This is a genomic window from Nonomuraea sp. NPDC026600 (genome assembly GCF_040638335.1).
Taxonomy (GTDB): Bacteria; Actinomycetota; Actinomycetes; order Streptosporangiales; family Streptosporangiaceae; genus Nonomuraea.
In genome coordinates this window covers 53,269-69,890 of sequence record NZ_JBEZYD010000028.1, presented here as the reverse complement: position 1 = coordinate 69,890, position 16,622 = coordinate 53,269, and the positions used below count along the sequence as shown (strand labels likewise).

Here is a 16,622-nt window from a genome sequence, read left to right as displayed (position 1 = left end):
TCCTCAGGGAGGTTCGAGAGTGTTCAACTCCGCCGACGACGTCCTGAAGTTCATCAGTGACGAAGGGGTGCAGTTCGTCGATGTCAGGTTCACCGACCTGCCGGGGACGACGCACCACTTCACCTTCCCGGTCGAGAACTTCGGGGCCAGCGTCTTCACCGATGGCCTCATGTTCGACGGCTCGTCGATCCGCGGCTTCCAGGCCATTCACGAGTCGGACATGCTGCTGCTGCCCGACCCGTCCAGCGCCGTGATCGACCCGTTCCGCCAGCACAAGACGCTCAACATCAACTTCTTCGTCCACGACCCGCTGACCGGCGAGGCCTACAGCCGCGACCCGCGCAACGTGGCTCGCAAGGCGGAGGAATACCTCAAGGGCACCGGCATCGCCGACACCGTCTATTTCGGTCCCGAGGCGGAGTTCTACATCTTCGACGACGTCCGCTTCGAGACGAGGCAGAACGCCGGCTATTACTACATCGACTCCATCGAGGGCGCCTGGAACACCGGCAAGGCCACCGAAGGCGGCAACCTCGGCTACAAGCCCCGTTACAAGGGCGGATACTTCCCGGTCCCGCCGATGGACCACTTCACGGACCTGCGCTCGGAAATGGTGCGTAACCTCATCGAGGCCGGCATCGATGTCGAGATGCAGCACCACGAGGTCGGCACGGCCGGTCAGGCGGAGATCGACTTCAGGTTCGGCACGCTGCTCAAGACGGCCGACAACCTGATGCTCTACAAGTACGTCATCAAGAGCACGGCCCTGGAGTACGGCCACACGGTCACGTTCATGCCCAAGCCGATCTTCGGTGACAACGGCTCCGGCATGCACTGCCACCAGTCGCTGTGGAAGGACGGCTCGCCCCTCTTCTACGACGAGGTCGGCTACGCGGGCCTGTCCGACACGGCCCGCTACTACATCGGCGGCCTGCTCCGGCACGCCCCGTCGCTGCTGGCGTTCACGAACCCGACGGTCAACTCCTACCACCGCCTGGTCCCCGGCTACGAGGCCCCGGTCAACCTGGTCTACTCGCAGCGCAACCGCTCGGCCTGCGTCCGCATCCCGATCACGGGGTCCAACCCGAAGGCCAAGCGCATCGAGTTCCGGGTGCCGGACCCGTCGTGCAACCCGTACTTCGCCTTCTCGGCCATGCTCATGGCGGGCCTCGACGGCATCCGCAACAAGATCGAGCCGCCGGAGCCCGTCGACAAGGACCTCTACGAGCTGCCTCCGGAGGAGGCCCGCCAGGTGCCGCAGGTGCCCGGCTCCCTCCCCGAGGTCCTCAGCGCCCTGGAGGCCGACCACGACTACCTGCTCGAAGGCGGCGTCTTCACGCCCGACCTGATCGAGACGTGGGTGGCCTACAAGCGCGAGAACGAGGTCGACCCGATCCGGCTGCGTCCGCACCCGCACGAGTTCGAGCTCTACTACGACGTGTGACGGCACGGTTTTCCGGCGGCGATCGTCGTCGCTGAGCAACCTCGGCCAGCACAGAAACGGCCCGGCATCATGATCGATGCCGGGCCGTTTCTGTGCTCGTGGGACGACTGACCACGCTCCGCGTAGTGCTTGTCCTTCCCGCCGCCGGCGCACTCAGCTCGGGCGCCCCCACCGGCGCGGTCACGCACATGATCGACCGCCTGGAAAAGGCGGGATACGTCCGGCGCAAACCGCATAGCTCCAGCAAAGAGGCGATCCGGTAGGCGACGGCGTGGGCGCAGCAGCGTCACGCCGGCACTCCGAACACAAATGATCGACATGCTCCTGGCAGCGTTGATCAAAGGCGGTTACCGTGATGTCAGATCACGCACATGGCCTTGGCATTCGCTCTGGCCTGAAAAGCACGGTGGATCTGGAGGAACGTCCATGAACATCAAGCGAGGGGTTTTAGCGGCGGTGTTGGCTGCCGGCGCGCTCGCTCTCGGCTCGACCCCGGCTCAAGCTATTCCTCCTCCCCCGCCAGGGGGCGACCTCCTCATCGTCATCAGCTACTACGACGGGGACCAGGTCGTCGGCCAGCGCTGGAGCGGCTGCGGCCAGCCTCCTGGCGAGTGGGGGACGCTGTCGGGCACGCAGAAAATCTTCTTCACACCCTGCTGAGCGAATGGAAGAGACTTTCCTGTCTGGCAGCTCAACGAGAAACTGCTCAGACGGTTAGCGAGGCACGCGGCCAAACCCCCGGAGTGGCCAATGGCGACTCCGGGGTATCACGGAGGTCGACGAGCATCCGCACGAAAGTCGCGCCTAATCATCAACCGCAGTACAGCTCGAATTCTTCGGCATGGTGGCTGTTCGAAGTCAAGCCGGATCGTGGGAAGGCCGGCTGCCGCTCAAGTGTTCGGCGCCGGCACTCCGCGAGCCGTGCCACGACCTCCACAGCGCCTCGTACACCCCGCCCGCCGCGACCAGCTCGTCGTGGGCTCCGACCTCCACCACCCGGCCGTCGTCCATGACCACCACCCGGTCGGCGTCGCGGGCCGTGTGCAGGCGGTGGGCGATCGCGATGACGGTCCGCCCCTCCAGGACGGCGGCGAGCGAGCGTTCGGCGCGCCTGGCCGTACGAGGGTCGAGCATGGCGGTGGCCTCGTCGAGGATGACGGTGTGCGGGTCGGCCAGGATGACCCTGGCCAGGGCGAGCTGCTGGACCCGGTCCGGGCCGAGGGTGACGCCGGACGACTGGGACCCCAGCTCGTCGTCGAGCGAGGCGATCCAGTCGGCGCCGACCGCCGCCAGCGCCTTGCCCAGGCGGTCGTCGCCGGCCGTCGGATCTGCCAGCAGCAGGTTGTCTCGAACGGTGCCGAGGAACAGGTGCTGTTCCTGGGTGACCAGGACGACGTGCTCGCGGAGTCGGGCGGGGGAGAGGTCGGCGACGGGCACCGAGCCGACGGTGACCGTGCCCAGGCGGGGGCGGTCGATGCCGGCCAGCAGCTTGCCCAGGGTGGACTTGCCGGCTCCCGAGGGGCCGACGACGGCCAGGCGCTCGCCGGGCCGTACGGTCAGATCGACGCCGGTCACCACGTCGTCGCCGCCTTCGTAGGCGAAGTGCACGCCGGACGCCTCGATGCGGTCGCCCTGCGGCGCCGCGGCGGCGACCTCCTCCCGCACCGGTGTCGCGAGGCCCTCGATCCTGGCGAAGGAGGCGCCGCTGCTCTGCAGCTGTTCCAGCCAGATCAGGATCGTCTCGATCGGCTGGCCGAGCTGGCGCAGGTACAGCACGCAGGTGACGACCGCGCCCAGCGTGACCTGGCCGCGGTCCAGGAGCACCCCGCCGAGCAGCAGTACCAGCACGGGCGGCAGGAGCGAGGAGACCTCCACCGAGGGCCAGAGCACGCCGCGCAGGAAGAGGGTCCGCAGCTGGGCGGCCCGGCTGCGCTCGATCACCCGTTCCACCGCCCGCGTGCGCTGGGCCTGCAGGCCCAGGGCCTCGATGGTGCGGGCGCCCGCGGCGTTGGCCGCCAGGTGCTCGGCCAGCTCCGAGCGGGCGGCGCCTTCCTCCAGATAGGCGGGGCGGGCGCGGCGAAGGTACCAGCGGGAGGCGGCCACGATGCCGGCCAGTGCGAACAGGCCGCAGGCGCCCAGGACCGGGTCGACCAGGAAAACGGCGACGATCAGGAAGAGCGCCTGCAGGCTCGAGACGAGGATCGCGGGGGCGGCGTCGCGCAGGGTGCTGCCGACGACGGCCACGTCGGTGGTTCCGCGGGCGGTCAGGTCGCCGGTTCGGATGTGCTCGACCGTGGCGGCGGGCAGGGCCAGTACGCGGTCCAGGAGTTCGGCGCGGATGCGTTCCTGGACACGCTCGCTGAAGCGGGTACCGGTCTTCTCGGCGTACCTGGACAGGACCAGCTGGGCCAGCGCCGCGCCCACGGCGATCGCGGCGAGCAGGTCGACCGTGCCTCCGGCGCTGATGGAGTCGATGATGCGGCCCAGCAACCACGGGCTGACCAGCGCCACGGCCGCCGCGAGGCTGTTGAGCAGCAGCGTCGCGGTGAAGCCCGGCACGTCGCGCCTGACCAGGCGTAAGGCGGCCCGCCGTACCTGCCGGCGGTCGGCGATGGGCAGGTCGCGGTTCATGCGAGCACCGATCGGTAGGCGGGGGTGGACTCCATCAGCTCGCGGTGGGTGCCGGCGGCGGCCACCCGCCCGTCCTCGATGTACAGCACCTGGTCGGCCTGGGCGAGCAGCAGCGGCGAGGTGGTGGCCACGACCGTCGTACGGCCGGCGCGTGCCGTACGGAGCCGCCCCGCGAGGAGGGACTCGGTGTGCGCGTCCAGCGCGGAGGTGGGCTCCACGGCCAGCAGCACCTCGGGCTCGGCCAGCAGCGCCCGGGCCAGGCGCACGCGCTGACGCTGGCCGCCCGACAGGTTGCGGCCGCCGGGTTCGATCATCGAGTCGAGCCCGTGGCGCAGCCCCGCGACCACGTCCTGCACCGCGGCGACGTGCACGGCCCGGTGGATGGCCTCGTCGTCCGCCTCGCCCCGGCCCTGGAGGACCTCGCGCAGCGTGCCCGCGAACAGGGCGGCGTCGTGGTCGGCGATCAGGGCGGTGCCGTCGAACCCGCCCAGCCCTTCGAGCAGCGCCACACTCTCCTCGGGACGAGCGCTGACCAGCCCCATCAGGCTCCCCGGTGCGACCTCCGGCCCTGTGGGCCCGAGCCGCTCCTCGGCGCGCAGCGCGAGGAAGCGGGTGACCTGGCGGGCGGCGACCAGGCCGTGGCTGATCTGGAAGCTGCCCTCGATGAAGAAGGAGACCGGCACCACCAGCACGGCGATGTACCCGTACACCCCGACCAGCTCGCCCACCGTGATCGCCCCCTCGGCGGCCAGCCGGGCGCCCAGCCAGGTGACGGCGGCCAGGAACAGGGCGGGCAATCCGGCGCCCAGCGCGCCGATCCAGCTCGTCAGCGACGCCACCCGGTAGCCCTGCTCGCGCAGACTCGCCGAGTCGGCGCGGTACCGCTCGGCGTAGGTGCCCTTGCCGCCGAAGGCGTTGAGCACCCGCAGCCCCTCGATCAGGTCGACCAGGCGGGTGGTCAGCCTGCCCTGGTTCTCGCGGTAGCCGTTCTGCACCTTCATCAGCCGCCCGAGCAGCGGGCCGAGCAGGATCGCCAGCAGCGGCACGCCCAGCAGCACCACCACGGCCAGCACCACGGAGACCTGCAGCAGCAGCGCCGCCACCACGCCGTAGCTGATCACCGCGCCCACGCCGGGGCCGGTCACCGTCAGCGAGGCGGCGATGGTGATGACGTCGCCGATGCCGATCGTCACCACGTCGCCCGTCGAAGCGCGCTTGGGCAGGTCGGCGCCCAGCTTGTTGATCTGCTCGACCAGGGCGCGCACGGTGCGGAAGTTGGCGTCCATCCGGATCTTGGTCATCGTGCGGTGCCGCAACATCGCCAGCCAGGCGTTCACCAGGCCCGCGCCGAGCAGCGCTAGCACCCAGCCGGGCGCCAGGTCGTCGTCGATCGCCTTGGACACCAGGTACGGCGGGAGCGTCAGGCCCACCATCCAGAGGGTTCCCAGCGTCGCGCCCAGCGCGACCCGGCCCTTCTGCGCCCAGGCCAGCCAGCACAGATACCGAGCCGCCGTCATGGTGATCACGCTAGAGCATGGCTTTGGCGCCTCTTTGCCCGCCCTTGAGCGGCCGTTCGTGACGACCAGCGCGCGATTACTTCCCGGGAAGTCCAACCGCCTTCGGTGAGCCAACGGCCGGCACCGTCCGTCGGGCGCGGGCCGCGAGGCCGTAGCAGGCGCAGGTCAGTGCGGTCAGGGTGGCGGCCACCGGCAGGGGGTGGGCCAGGCCGCCGAGTACGGCCACTCCGAGGGTGGCGCCGACCTGGCGGGAGGCGTTGAGGACACCGCCCGCCGTACCCGCCGTGCCGGGCGGCGCGCTGGTGACCACGCCGGCCATCAGCGCGGGCAGCACGAACGACAGCCCGAAGCCCATCACGACCAGCCATGGCGCCAAAAGGTCGGTGAGCGAGACGCCGGCCAGGCCGATCGCGAGCAGGGCGAGGCCACCGAGGATCGGTGGGCGGGGGCCGTAGCGGGCCACCAGGCGGCCGGTGAGCAGCGGGTTCACCGTCATCGGGAGGGTGAGGGGCAGGAAGGCCAGCCCGGTGGCCAGCGGGGTGAGGTGGCGGCTGTCCTGTAGGAGCAGGGTCAGGACGAACAGGGCGCCGGAGAAGGCGAAGTTCGCCACCGCGCCCGCCAGCAGCTCCGGCCAGGTCACCGCGAGCAGGCCACCGGGCAGGACGGGGGCGTGGCTACGGCGCTCCACGAACACCAGCGCGGCCAAGGCGCCCAAGGCCGACAGCCCGGCGATCAATGACGAGTCGATCAGGGCTTCGGCGAGCAGGCCGAGGAGCGCGCAGGCCAGCGCCTGCACCCACCAGTCGATGAGGCGGTGCCCACGGCCTGAACGGACCTTCCGCATGGCCAGCAGGCTGATCAGGGCGAGGGGCGGGTTGAGGAGGAAGACGGCCCGCCAGCCGTACAAGTCGACCAGCAGGCCGCCGAGCAGCGGGCCCGCGACCAGGGCGGTGCCGGTGATGGCGGCCCAGAGGCCGGTGGCGCGGGCGCGGGTGGCCGGGTCGGGGAAGAGTTCGGGCAGGAGGCCGAGCGAGCCGCCCGTGCAGAGCGCGCCCGCCACGCCGAGCAGGGCGCGCAACACGATCAGTGCGCCGAGATGGGGCGCCGCGGCGCTCAGCAGCGAGATCACGCCGAAGGCCACCACGCCGATCTTGAAGATCCGCGCGGCGCCGTACCGGTCGGCGACCGCTCCCCCGGTGAGCAGCGACGCGGCGAACGCGACGGTGTAGGCGTTCACCGCCCACTGCTGCCCGGCCAGCGAGCCGCCCAGAGAGGCACGCAGATCGGGCAGCGCGATGGTGAGCACAGTCGTGTCGAGGATCACCAAGAAGTAGGCCAGGGAGAAACCGAACATCTTCATGCCCCTCAGCCTGCTAAAAGATGATATTTCCCCTCAACAGGCGCAACCGCAGGGGGCATTCGGGAAAACCGTATGCTGACATTTGTGGACTTGCGTCAGTTGCGAGGGTTCGTGGCGGTGGCAGGGGCGGGCACCGTCACCGGGGCCGCGAACACCCTCGGTCTCGCCCCGGCCTCGGTGTCCGAACAGGTGCGCCGACTGGAGGACAGCCTCGGCGTCGCGCTCTTCGAGCGCACGCCCCAGGGCATGCGCCTGACCGGACCCGGCGTCACCCTGCTCACGCGGGCGCAGGACCTGCTCGATCACGCGGACGAGGTACGGCGTGCGGTCACCGGCGAGCGTCACCGGGTTCGGATCGGGGCGCTGGAGATGCTGGCCGCGGCCAAGCTGCCCGCCATCGTCCGCCACCTGTCCGAACGCCGCCCCGACTTGGACGTGGACGTATGCTCGCTGACCAGGCAGGCATTGCTGTCCGAGGTGGCCGGCGGCGGTCTGGACGCGGCGCTCCTGCTCGACTCCGGTCCCCGGATCGGCGGCCTGGGCTTCACTCCTCCGGCCGACCTGGACTTCCTGGACGTGGGCGAGGTCAGGCTGCTGCTGGTGGCGGCTCCGGACGGTGACAGGGAGCCACTGCTGGTCAGCACCCCGGGCTGCTCGATCCGGCTGGCGGCCGACCAGCTGTTCGGTGCCCGGGTGCCGCGCAGAGAGCTGACCAGCATCGCCACGGCTCGCGAGTGGACCAGGCAGGGCTTCGGGAGGGCGCTGCTCCCCGACTTCGTCCTGGAAGCGGACCTCGCCTCCGGCGCGCTGATCCCGCTCGACCTCACCCCTGAGACGCGTGGTGCGCCGCTCCCCCTCGACTTCACGCCCGAGAAGGACGGTGCGCCGGTCCCCCGCGACCGCCCCTTGGAGACGGCGCCGGACTCCGGCGTACCGGTCCCGCTCGACTACGACGCGCCGACGCTGGCCCTGCGGCTGGTCTGGCTGCGCAGCCGCGAGGCCGCCCTGCGCGACGTGCTGTACGCGATGAGCGTCTGAGCGGGCCTGAGACTGCTGACCTCGGCGCCGCGGCCGGATGCGGCGCCGGAGTCCCGTTACTCGGTGTGCAGCACCTTGGCGATGGTCAGCCGCGCCGCCGACCGCGCGGGAACCAGCGCGCCGAGAACGGCGATCGCCACGCCCGCCAGGGCGATCAGAGCGAGCTGCGGCGCGTGCCAGATCTCCTTGGCCGACTCGGGAAAGGCGACGGAGGCGACGCTGTCCACGAGGACGCGGTGCCCGGCGATCCCGAGGGGGATGCCGAGCACCCCGGCCGCGGTGCCCAGCAGCGCCATGGAGGCCATCATCATCACCATGACCTGCCGCGGTGTCATGCCGATCGATTTGAGCATGCCCAGGTCACGGCGGCGCTCCGTGGTGTTCAGCAGGACGGTGTTGAACACGCCCAGCGCCGCGACGAGGGTGAGCAGCACGGTGAAGACCGAGGAGAAGCCGACCACGGTGGGGGTGCTGATGGACTCTCCCTCGTCCGCGTCGATCTCCGCGCGCAGACCCGGGTCGGCGGACCGGACCGCCCGGGCGTAGGCCTTGGTGTCTGTGCCGGGCTTGAGCTGGACCTTGTAGACGTCGGCCGGGATCTGCGGAGCGAGAGCGGCCAGCGTCTCCCAGGAGGACCAGATGAACCGCGCGCCGCCGTCCATGACCTTGCCGACGATGGTGGCCCGCGCCTGCTTCTTCTTGACCGTCAGCGTGACCTGGTCACCGATCTTCAGGCCCCGCTCGACCAGGAACGCCGGCGAGACGATGACCTCACCCGGCCCTTCCATCCAGCGCCCCTCGACGATCTGGGAGGCCAGGCTCGGCGTGTCTCCCCGCAGGAAGTGCACGTCGAGCGGCTGCTGGGAGCCGGCCAGGTGCACGCCGACGAAGATGCCCGGGGTGACCTTGAGGGTGCCGGGCAGGGAGCGCAGCATCTTCTCGGTCTCCGGGTCGTTCAGCTTCCGTGTGGGGCCCATCCCCGGTCGGCCGGCGCGTACGAAGAACTCGGTGGCCCCGCCGCTGCTTGCCTTGGCGAAGACGACGAGAGTGCTGCTCAAGCCGGTGGACAGGGCCACCGTGGTCACCCCGAGGATGACGGCGCCCATGGTCATGAGCGAACGTCCAGGGCGGGCGAACGGCTGCCCCAGCCCGAGGCTGAGCGAGCGCGGCAGCCGGGTCGCGCCGAGCAGACGCTGCGCGCGCAGCCCCCGGCCGGCGCGCGGCGCGCTGCCCCCGCTGATGGCCCGGGCGGCCGAGAGCCGGCGCGCCCGCATGGCGGGGATCAGCGCGGCGAGCGCGGCCAGCACGGGCATGGCGATCAGGACGACGACCGGAACCCAGGAGCCGACCCCGATGGTGGCGTTGCCGGTCTCGATCCCCGCGAAGGCGGACTTGAGAACGGGCTTCGTCAGCAGGCCGCCGAGCACGGTCCCCAGGACGCAGCCGGCCAGCGCGGGCAGGCAGACCATGGTGAGGTAGACCGCGACCACCTGGTTCGGGGTGAAGCCCAGTGCCTTGAGCACGCCGATGTGCCGGAACCCCGAGATGACCGCGCCGCTGATCACGTTGCCGACGATCAGTACCGCGACCACCAGCCCGAGGACGCCGAAGACCATCATGAAGGGCAGGTAGTCGTCGCTCTGGCCGGAGAAGGCCTTCCTGACGGAGAGGTAGGAGCGGGAGGTCCCCAGCGCCCCCTTGGGCAGCTCCGCGGTGACGGCGGCCAGGCTCGCGCGGATCTGCTCCTCCGTCGCGGCCGAGGTGAAGCGGTAGAGCATCTGGCTGGTGGCCGGCGAGGCCAGTTGCCCGGGGCGCACCCACGCGCCGGCCGACTGGCTCATGCTGGTGGCAAAGCCGACGACGGTCAGCGACATGCCCCCGGGAAGCTTGAGCTTCGAGCCCAGGGCACCGGGCTTGGGCGGTACGTTGAAGCGCTGGTTGATGATGATCTCGCCGGGGGCGGCGGGCCAGCGTCCGTTGACGACCTCGACGCGGTCCACCGCACCTGCGGGATCGGCGCGGCCGACCACGACGAGGGGTCCGGCGGGTACGGCGGGCGACCCCTTGGGGACGGTGACCGTCGTCTGGTCGAAGGGGCCGGCCGCGGCCTCGACGCCCTTCCGCCGTACGGTCTTCTCGAGCTGGGCGCGCGAGACCTTCGCGGTGTCGAAGGCGGCGACCACGTGAGCCCCGTTCTGCTTGCCGAAGGCCTCGTCGAACGGGGAGGTGGCGGCGTCGAGCAGCCCCAGCGCGAGCATGCCCGTGGTGCTGGAACAGAGCACGACCAGAGCGATCACCACCGTCTGGAGCCTGCGCCGCCACACAGCGGCCCGCGCGGCCTGCCACACCGCGCTCATGAGGTCGGCTCCAGCGCGCTCTGGCGCACCACCCTGCCATCGGCGAACTCGACCAGCCGAGTGGCGCAGCGGGTGGCCAGTTGCGGGTCGTGGGTGACGATCAGCAGGGTGTGGCCGAGCCGGTTGAGTTCGACCAGCAGGTCCATCACCTGCCGGCCGGAGCGGCTGTCCAGCGCTCCGGTCGGCTCGTCGGCCAGCAGCAGGGCCGGGCGGTTCATCAGTGCCCTCGCGACGGCCACCCGCTGACGCTCGCCACCGCTCAGCGTCGACGGGTAGCTGTCGCGGCGCTCGGCCACGCCGAGCTCGCCGAGCAGCTCGAGCGCGCGCAGGCGCGCCTGCCTGGCCGGGGTGCCGGCCAGCTGCGCGGCCAGGGCGACGTTGTCCAGCGCGGGCAGGTCGTCGATGAGGTTGAAGAACTGGAAGATCATGCCGACGTGCCGGCGCCGGAACAACGCCAGGCCCCGTTCGTCCAGCCCGCCCAGGTCCTGCCCGTGCACCAGGACCGTGCCCGAGGTCGGGCGATCCAGGCCCGCGACCATGTTGAGCAGGGTCGACTTGCCGCAGCCCGAGGGGCCCATGACCGCCACCGACTCTCCGGCGCGGATCTCCAGGCAGACGCCGTCCAGTGCCGCGGCCTCGCCGTATTCCTTGCGCAGGGCGTCCACCCGTATGACGGGCTCTCCCGCGATGTTCTCCGTGACCATGGTGTGCCAGCCTGGCCGGGCCGGACAACAGGACCACGTGAGCGAGGCAAGAAGAAGGTAAGAAAACGCCGACATACCTATCGTCATTGGCACAATTCGCGAGTGACTTACACCGTGCTGCTCGCCGAGGACGACCGGCCCATCCGGGACTCGCTGGTCCGGGCCCTGCACCTGGAGGGGTACGACGTGATCGCCGTGGCCGACGGCGTCCAGGCGCTGGCCGCGGCGCACGACCGGCGCCCCGACGTACTGGTGCTGGATGTGATGATGCCGGACGTCGACGGGCTCGGCGTCTGCCGGGTGCTGCGCGCCGAAGGCGACCAGACGCCGATCCTGATGCTCACCGCCCGGGTCGAGACCTCCGACCGGATCGCCGGTCTGGACGCCGGCGCGGACGACTACCTGCCCAAGCCGTTCGAGCCGCTGGAGCTGTTCGCCCGCCTGCGCGCGCTGCTGCGCCGCGCCGGGCACGGCAAGGCGGACGGCGCCGTCATCCAGCTCGCCGACCTGCGCCTGGACCCAGCCGCCCGGCGCGCCTGGCGCGGCCCGCGTGAGCTCGCCCTCACCCGCACCGAGTTCGACCTGCTCGAACTGCTGGCCCGCAACCAGGGCATCGTGCTCGGCCACGCCACGATTTACGAGCGCATCTGGGGCTATGACTTCGGGCCCGGGGCCAAGAACCTCACCGTGTACGTCGGCTACCTGCGCCGCAAGCTCGACCCGCCCGGGCAGCCGCCGCTGATCCACACCGTGCGCGGCGTCGGCTACACCTTGAGACGGCCATGAGCCGCCGCAGCCTGCGCACCACTCTGGCACTCGCCTTCGCCGCCATGGGCGCACTGGTCACAGTGCTCGTCGGCGGGCTGAGCTACGCCACCGCCGCCGGCATGGTGCGCGCCGACGAGGCGGCCGTCTTCGCGGCGATCCGCAACGACCTGTGGATCCAGGTACGGCAGGGCCGCTTCGCGGCCGAGGACTTCACCACCGACGACCGCGGCCAGAACCTCCTGCCCGGGCTGTTCCGGGCCTCCCGGATCAGCATCCAGATCCTGGGCCCCCACGCTGTCCCCCTCCTCTCGGGCAGGCCGGGCGCCGATCGGCCGCCCGGGCAGGGCGTCGCGGGAGAGGTGACCATCGGCGGCGTCCGCTATCGCACCGCGACCATGCCGCTCGGCGACGGCCGGGGCGCCGTCAGGATCACCCAGCGGCTCAGCGACACCGACGACCTCCTGGCGCAGTTGGGGCGGCGCGTCATGCTGCTGGCCGGGGCCGTCGTCGTCATCGCGGCGGCCGCGGGATGGTGGCTGGCGCGCAGGAGCACCGGCCGCCTGATCCGGTTGACCGCCGTCGCCGAGCAGGTCGCCTCCACCGGCAGGCTGGACGTGCTCGTGCCGGTCACCGGGCAGGACGAGATCGGCCGGCTCGGCCGCTCCTTCGACGGTATGCTCGCCCGCCTGGCCCGCTCCAAGCACGACCAGCAGCGCCTGGTCCAGGACGCGGGGCACGAGCTGCGCACGCCGCTCACGAGCCTGCGTACCAACATCTCGGTCCTGCACCGCGTCACTGAACTGCCGCCTCAAGAGCGAGACTCTCTCTTGCGGGACCTGGCTCAGGAGGCGCGCGAGCTGACCCACCTGGTCGACGAGCTGGTGCAGCTGGCAGTCGACGAGCGCGAGGACGAGGAACCGGTCGAGGTCCAGCTCGCCGAACTCGCCGAGGAGGCCGCGGCCATGTCCAGGCGGCGCAGCGGGCGGGAGATCCGCGTACGTGCCACTCCGGCCGTGGTCACGGCGCGCCCGGCGGCTCTCCAGCGCGCCATCTCCAACCTGCTGGACAACGCCGTCAAGTTCGACCCGGTCGGCACCGCACCGATCGAGCTGGTCGCGCAAGGCGACAGGATCGAGGTCCGCGACCGGGGTCCGGGCATCGCCGAGCACGACCTGGAACGCGTCTTCGACCGCTTCTACCGGGCCGTCGCCACCCGCGGTCTGCCCGGCTCGGGCCTGGGCCTGGCCATCGTCAAGGAGGTCGCGCTCCGCCATGGCGGCACCGCCTTCGCCACGCTCCGCCCGGAAGGCGGAGCCGTCGTCGGCTTCACCATGAGAACGAGTGGGGACCCCTGAGCACTGACTTCCCGCCGGGACCCTGCGCAGGTCTCCGCGAACTCGGCGCAGTGGGTCAGACTGGAACGACCTTGACCTTGGAGTTTCCGACGCCGCGCGGCCCGAGGAGCTTTTCCAGGTCGTCCGGGTCGGAGGTGAGAACCCGGGCTTGTCGGCGGTGGTGATCGCCGTCGGAGGTACAGAGTCCCGCGTGGGTCGGCGTCAGCTATCTGCGGTGTAATGGAGAAGAGTCTCCCTTCATGACGTGTGCCCCGGGATGACCCTGACACCCGGCACATCAAGCGGCATGAACGGGAAGCCATGGCAGCGGAGTTCGCGATCGGCGAGTACATCCTGGTGCACGACGGCAGGACCTTAGACGTCTTCCACCGTCTGGCGGAAGCCAAGCGATACCACGTGGCGTTCCTCGGAGTGGACGCGAAACCACACGGTGACGGCTTCAAGGTCACGATCGGCACCAGGTACGACGACCGGATCACCAACGGGGTGCCGCTGAAGATGGATCAGCAGCAGTTCGCGCGTTTCCAGGGATTCATGGCCGCGCTGATCGAGGCGCGCGATGGCACAGCCGCCCAGTAGCCGCGCAGGACAGCTCCCGGATCCTCCGCCTTCCGGGCCGTTCCACGTGCGATGCCGAACTCGCCTGAGCTGCGCGATCCCGGGCATGCCGGACGGTTGGCGGCGGGCGGCTCATGCGCGGGTGATGTGGCTCTCCACCAGGTCGACGGTGGCGCGGGGGTCGTCCACCTGGATGACCAGGCGGGCGTAGCGTTCGTCGGCGAGTTCGATGACGACGGCTTTCGCCGCGTCGTGGACGTCCCAGAAGACGCGTTCGCCGTCGAGGTGGAAGGTGCCGGCGGTGATCACCCCGGGAATGTGGGCACCCGGCGCGCGGATGCCCTTGGGGCTTTTGATCATGCCGGGGTCGGCGGTCGCGCCGCGGATGTTGGCCAGCGGGATCGTCAGGCTGCTCTTCAGCGCCCAGAGCTTGTCGAGTCCTTCGATCTCCACGACCAGCGTGTCGCCGTCGATGTGCAGGTGTGCCATGTCGTACTCCTTATTCCTGGTTTTCAGATGGTGGGTGAGGGGCGAGGCGCTGTGCCAGAGCCGCCGCCGCCCGGTCGGATTCGGTGGCGGCGGTGGTGGCTCTGGCGCGTAGCCGGAGCCCGATCAGCGCCGCGGTGAGTGCCCCGGCCAGCGCCGGCGCGTCGGCGCGGTCGGGTGAGGCGCCGGTCAGGGCGGTGCCGATGGCCTGGTCGAGAGCGTCCAAGGCGGCGCCGACCTCGGCGCGGACCTCCTGATCCACGGGGGCTCGTTCGGCCGCCGCCATCAGCAGCAGGTCCAGTGCGCCTCCGTCGTCGGGTGCGGCCAGTGTGCCGCGCACCGCCTCGGCGAGGTCACCGGCCGCGCCGACCGCGGAGACCAGCGGGTGCACCTGGTGCTTCACGTGCCATCGCAGTGCGGCCAGGTACAGGCCCCGCTTGCTGCCGAAGGTCTTGTACAGGCTGTTGCGGTGCACGCCGAGGTGGGTGACCAGGTCGTCGACGGAGACACCGTCGTAGGCCCGGTCCGCGAACAGCGCCGCCGCCGCCCGGATCACCTCGGTTTCGTCGAACCCTCTCGGTCGTCCCATGAGACGACCATACGCGTTTAGGAACGAATGGTCAAGAACAATCATTCCTAAATAATGCGCGCAGGTTGCCCACCACCCGGGCCTGCGGGATTTACGTGGTTCGTCCTAGTGTGCGGTGATCCTGGACGCCGTGAAGCGGTTGCCGGTTGCCATGGTGCTCATGGTCTGCGACTGCTCCACCGCGCTAAATCGCCTGGCCGCGCTTGAGCCGGTACAGGACGTGCGGGCGGAGCGGGTTGTCCTCCGCGATGCCCGGGAAATAGAAGTCGTCGGCTATGTCGCGGGTCATGTCCAGGCGTTCCATGACCTTGCGCGAGCGGGTGTTCCGCACAGTCGTCATGGAGATGATCTCGTCCAGTCCCGCCTCGTCGAACCCGTACCGCACGGCCTGCCTGGCCGCCTCGATCGCGTACCCGTGCCCCCACGCCGCCTTCGCCAGCCGCCAGCCGACCTCGACGGCCGGCGTGAACGGCGCCTCGAACGTCTGCAGGACCAGCCCGGTGAACCCGATGAACTGGCCGCTCTCGCGCACCTCCAGCGCCCAGAGCCCGTAACCGTGGGCCTCGAAGCCCTCCTCGATCCGGTCGACGAAGCCGTCGCTCTGCTCCCTGCTCAGCAGGGCCGGGAAGTGCTCCATCACCTCGGCGTCGGCGTTCATCGCCGCGAACGGGTCCCTGTCTTCGTCGCGCCATCTGCGCATGATGAGCCGTTCTGTCTCCATCCGATCAACACTAACCCAGATCTAACGGCGACCGCGGATGCCTGTGAGACGGCGCAGCAGGTCCCACCAGAACGACGCGCCGAACAACAGCGCCACGAACGTCAGCAGATAGCCGGGCCAGTGGCTGAGCGTGGTGAGGCGGTCCCACCACATGCCGCCGTTCCAGTTGACGCTCGGGTCGCCCTCGGCCGGGATCACGACGTTGACGATCGCGTGGTCGAACACCTTGACCAGCGCGGGCTGGCTCAGCGTGTCGGTGATGCACGGCACCGGGTTCGACTGCGCGCACTGCTCCTTGAGCTCGCTGTAGGCGTCGGGCCCCGCCTCGGACACGGCCGTGACCGAGGCGCGGAAGGCGTTGTCGCGCAGCAGGGTCTTGCCGTATTCGAAGCCGTCCATCGTGAACAGCAGCACCACCACGATGCCGAGCAGGGCGACGACCCACTTGACGTAGCGCTTGTAGAGCATCGACAGCCGCTGCATCTCGCCGTCGAACCAGGTCTCCACGCCCTGCCGGAAACGGTCCATGTCGCGTTGCGCGGAGTCCCACACGCCCTTGAGATGGCCGTGCAGCGGGCTGCCCATCGCCTTGAGCTTGGCCAGCAGCCCTTCGACGCCGCCCTCCTCACCCGCCGCCATCTCCATCAGCGCCACCGCGAAGCGTTCCGGCGGGATGTTGGCGATGCTGGTGCGGCCCCGCTTCGGGTGGTCGATCTCCTGGACCCGCTGGTAGAGGAGTTTCGTCATGGCGTCTTCAGCCTTGGTCTCGTGCTCGGGCGCCTGTACCGCCTCGACCGGGGCCGGCTGGTCGTTGTGGACCGGCCGTGGGTCGCGGACGAACGGCAGCGACGCGAACACGTCCGCCACCTTGGCGGGCAGCCAGGACCTTCCCTGGGCGTCGCTGCCGTCCATGGTGTCGCGGAGGTAGGCCCACAGGAACTTGCTGCGGATGCCGAGCAGCCGTACGAAAGCCTCGTTCAGCCCGCTCACCAGCAGCGAAAGCATGAGGAACGCGAGCACCAGACCTAAAGCCAGGTCAACGTAAATGGAAAGCACAATCGATCACCCCGCGCCTTGATACACCCGGCGAGGCA

Annotated in this window: 16 protein-coding genes; 7 read left to right on the top strand and 9 right to left on the bottom strand. The window is 70.3% G+C overall.

Going from position 1 to position 16,622, the window contains the following annotated elements:
• Window positions 1-19 precede the first annotated feature (19 nt).
• The 3 genes from glnA to AB0F17_RS44715 all read left to right on the top strand — a co-directional run bounded on the left by glnA (window position 20) and on the right by AB0F17_RS44715 (window position 2,104).
• Window positions 20-1,444, top strand: a complete 1,425-nt coding sequence (gene glnA / locus AB0F17_RS44725) for a type I glutamate--ammonia ligase (protein WP_358036239.1) — start codon at window positions 20-22, stop codon at window positions 1,442-1,444.
• A 188-nt stretch (window positions 1,445-1,632) separates the two neighbouring features.
• On the top strand, window positions 1,633-1,707 hold the full coding sequence (locus AB0F17_RS44720; protein ID WP_358036458.1) for a hypothetical protein: 75 nt from the start codon (window positions 1,633-1,635) through the stop codon (window positions 1,705-1,707).
• A 163-nt stretch (window positions 1,708-1,870) separates the two neighbouring features.
• The gene (locus AB0F17_RS44715; protein ID WP_358036237.1) at window positions 1,871-2,104 is read left to right on the top strand and encodes a hypothetical protein; all 234 of its coding nucleotides are present in this window, start codon (window positions 1,871-1,873) and stop codon (window positions 2,102-2,104) included.
• A gap of 198 nt (window positions 2,105-2,302) precedes the next feature.
• Here AB0F17_RS44715 and AB0F17_RS44710 read toward each other — a convergent pair whose 3' ends face one another.
• The 3 genes from AB0F17_RS44710 to AB0F17_RS44700 form a co-directional block, all read right to left on the bottom strand.
• The gene (locus tag AB0F17_RS44710; protein ID WP_358036235.1) at window positions 2,303-4,075 is read right to left on the bottom strand and encodes an ABC transporter ATP-binding protein; all 1,773 of its coding nucleotides are present in this window, start codon (window positions 4,073-4,075) and stop codon (window positions 2,303-2,305) included.
• Window positions 4,072-5,592, bottom strand: a complete 1,521-nt coding sequence (locus AB0F17_RS44705) for an ABC transporter ATP-binding protein (protein WP_358036233.1) — start codon at window positions 5,590-5,592, stop codon at window positions 4,072-4,074. Before AB0F17_RS44705 ends, AB0F17_RS44710 begins: the two co-directional genes overlap by 4 nt.
• Window positions 5,593-5,668: 76 nt before the next feature.
• Window positions 5,669-6,952: an MFS transporter gene (locus AB0F17_RS44700; RefSeq protein ID WP_358036231.1), complete on the bottom strand. Its 1,284-nt coding sequence runs from the start codon at window positions 6,950-6,952 to the stop codon at window positions 5,669-5,671.
• Window positions 6,953-7,036: 84 nt separating this feature from the next.
• Between AB0F17_RS44700 and AB0F17_RS44695 the strand changes: the two genes are divergently transcribed.
• Complete coding sequence (locus AB0F17_RS44695) at window positions 7,037-7,990, top strand: LysR family transcriptional regulator (protein WP_358036229.1); 954 nt, start codon at window positions 7,037-7,039, stop codon at window positions 7,988-7,990.
• 56 nt (window positions 7,991-8,046) lie between these two features.
• Here AB0F17_RS44695 and AB0F17_RS44690 read toward each other — a convergent pair whose 3' ends face one another.
• The gene (locus AB0F17_RS44690) at window positions 8,047-10,347 is read right to left on the bottom strand and encodes an FtsX-like permease family protein (protein WP_358036227.1); all 2,301 of its coding nucleotides are present in this window, start codon (window positions 10,345-10,347) and stop codon (window positions 8,047-8,049) included.
• Window positions 10,344-11,051, bottom strand: coding sequence for an ABC transporter ATP-binding protein (locus tag AB0F17_RS44685; protein WP_358036225.1), 708 nt, complete (start codon window positions 11,049-11,051; stop codon window positions 10,344-10,346). Before AB0F17_RS44685 ends, AB0F17_RS44690 begins: the two co-directional genes overlap by 4 nt.
• Window positions 11,052-11,153: 102 nt before the next feature.
• Here AB0F17_RS44685 and AB0F17_RS44680 point away from each other — a divergent pair, with 102 nt between their 5' ends.
• From AB0F17_RS44680 to AB0F17_RS44670, 3 genes are all read left to right on the top strand, one after another.
• Window positions 11,154-11,837 carry a response regulator transcription factor gene (locus tag AB0F17_RS44680; RefSeq protein ID WP_358036223.1) on the top strand — a complete coding sequence of 228 codons (684 nt, stop codon included), beginning with the start codon at window positions 11,154-11,156 and terminating at the stop codon, window positions 11,835-11,837.
• Window positions 11,834-13,174, top strand: coding sequence for an ATP-binding protein (locus AB0F17_RS44675; protein WP_358036221.1), 1,341 nt, complete (start codon window positions 11,834-11,836; stop codon window positions 13,172-13,174). The genes AB0F17_RS44680 and AB0F17_RS44675 overlap by 4 nt, the downstream gene beginning before the upstream one ends.
• 300 nt (window positions 13,175-13,474) lie before the next feature.
• Window positions 13,475-13,753: a hypothetical protein gene (locus AB0F17_RS44670; protein ID WP_358036219.1), complete on the top strand. Its 279-nt coding sequence runs from the start codon at window positions 13,475-13,477 to the stop codon at window positions 13,751-13,753.
• 111 nt (window positions 13,754-13,864) lie between these two features.
• Here AB0F17_RS44670 and AB0F17_RS44665 read toward each other — a convergent pair whose 3' ends face one another.
• The 4 genes from AB0F17_RS44665 to AB0F17_RS44650 form a co-directional block, all read right to left on the bottom strand.
• On the bottom strand, window positions 13,865-14,221 hold the full coding sequence (locus AB0F17_RS44665; RefSeq protein ID WP_358036217.1) for a hypothetical protein: 357 nt from the start codon (window positions 14,219-14,221) through the stop codon (window positions 13,865-13,867).
• A gap of 10 nt (window positions 14,222-14,231) precedes the next feature.
• Window positions 14,232-14,807, bottom strand: a complete 576-nt coding sequence (locus AB0F17_RS44660) for a TetR/AcrR family transcriptional regulator (protein WP_358036215.1) — start codon at window positions 14,805-14,807, stop codon at window positions 14,232-14,234.
• A gap of 184 nt (window positions 14,808-14,991) precedes the next feature.
• Window positions 14,992-15,528: a GNAT family N-acetyltransferase gene (locus AB0F17_RS44655; RefSeq protein WP_358036213.1), complete on the bottom strand. Its 537-nt coding sequence runs from the start codon at window positions 15,526-15,528 to the stop codon at window positions 14,992-14,994.
• A 21-nt stretch (window positions 15,529-15,549) separates the two neighbouring features.
• Complete coding sequence (locus AB0F17_RS44650; RefSeq protein ID WP_358036211.1) at window positions 15,550-16,584, bottom strand: hypothetical protein; 1,035 nt, start codon at window positions 16,582-16,584, stop codon at window positions 15,550-15,552.
• Window positions 16,585-16,622: the final 38 nt, after the last annotated feature.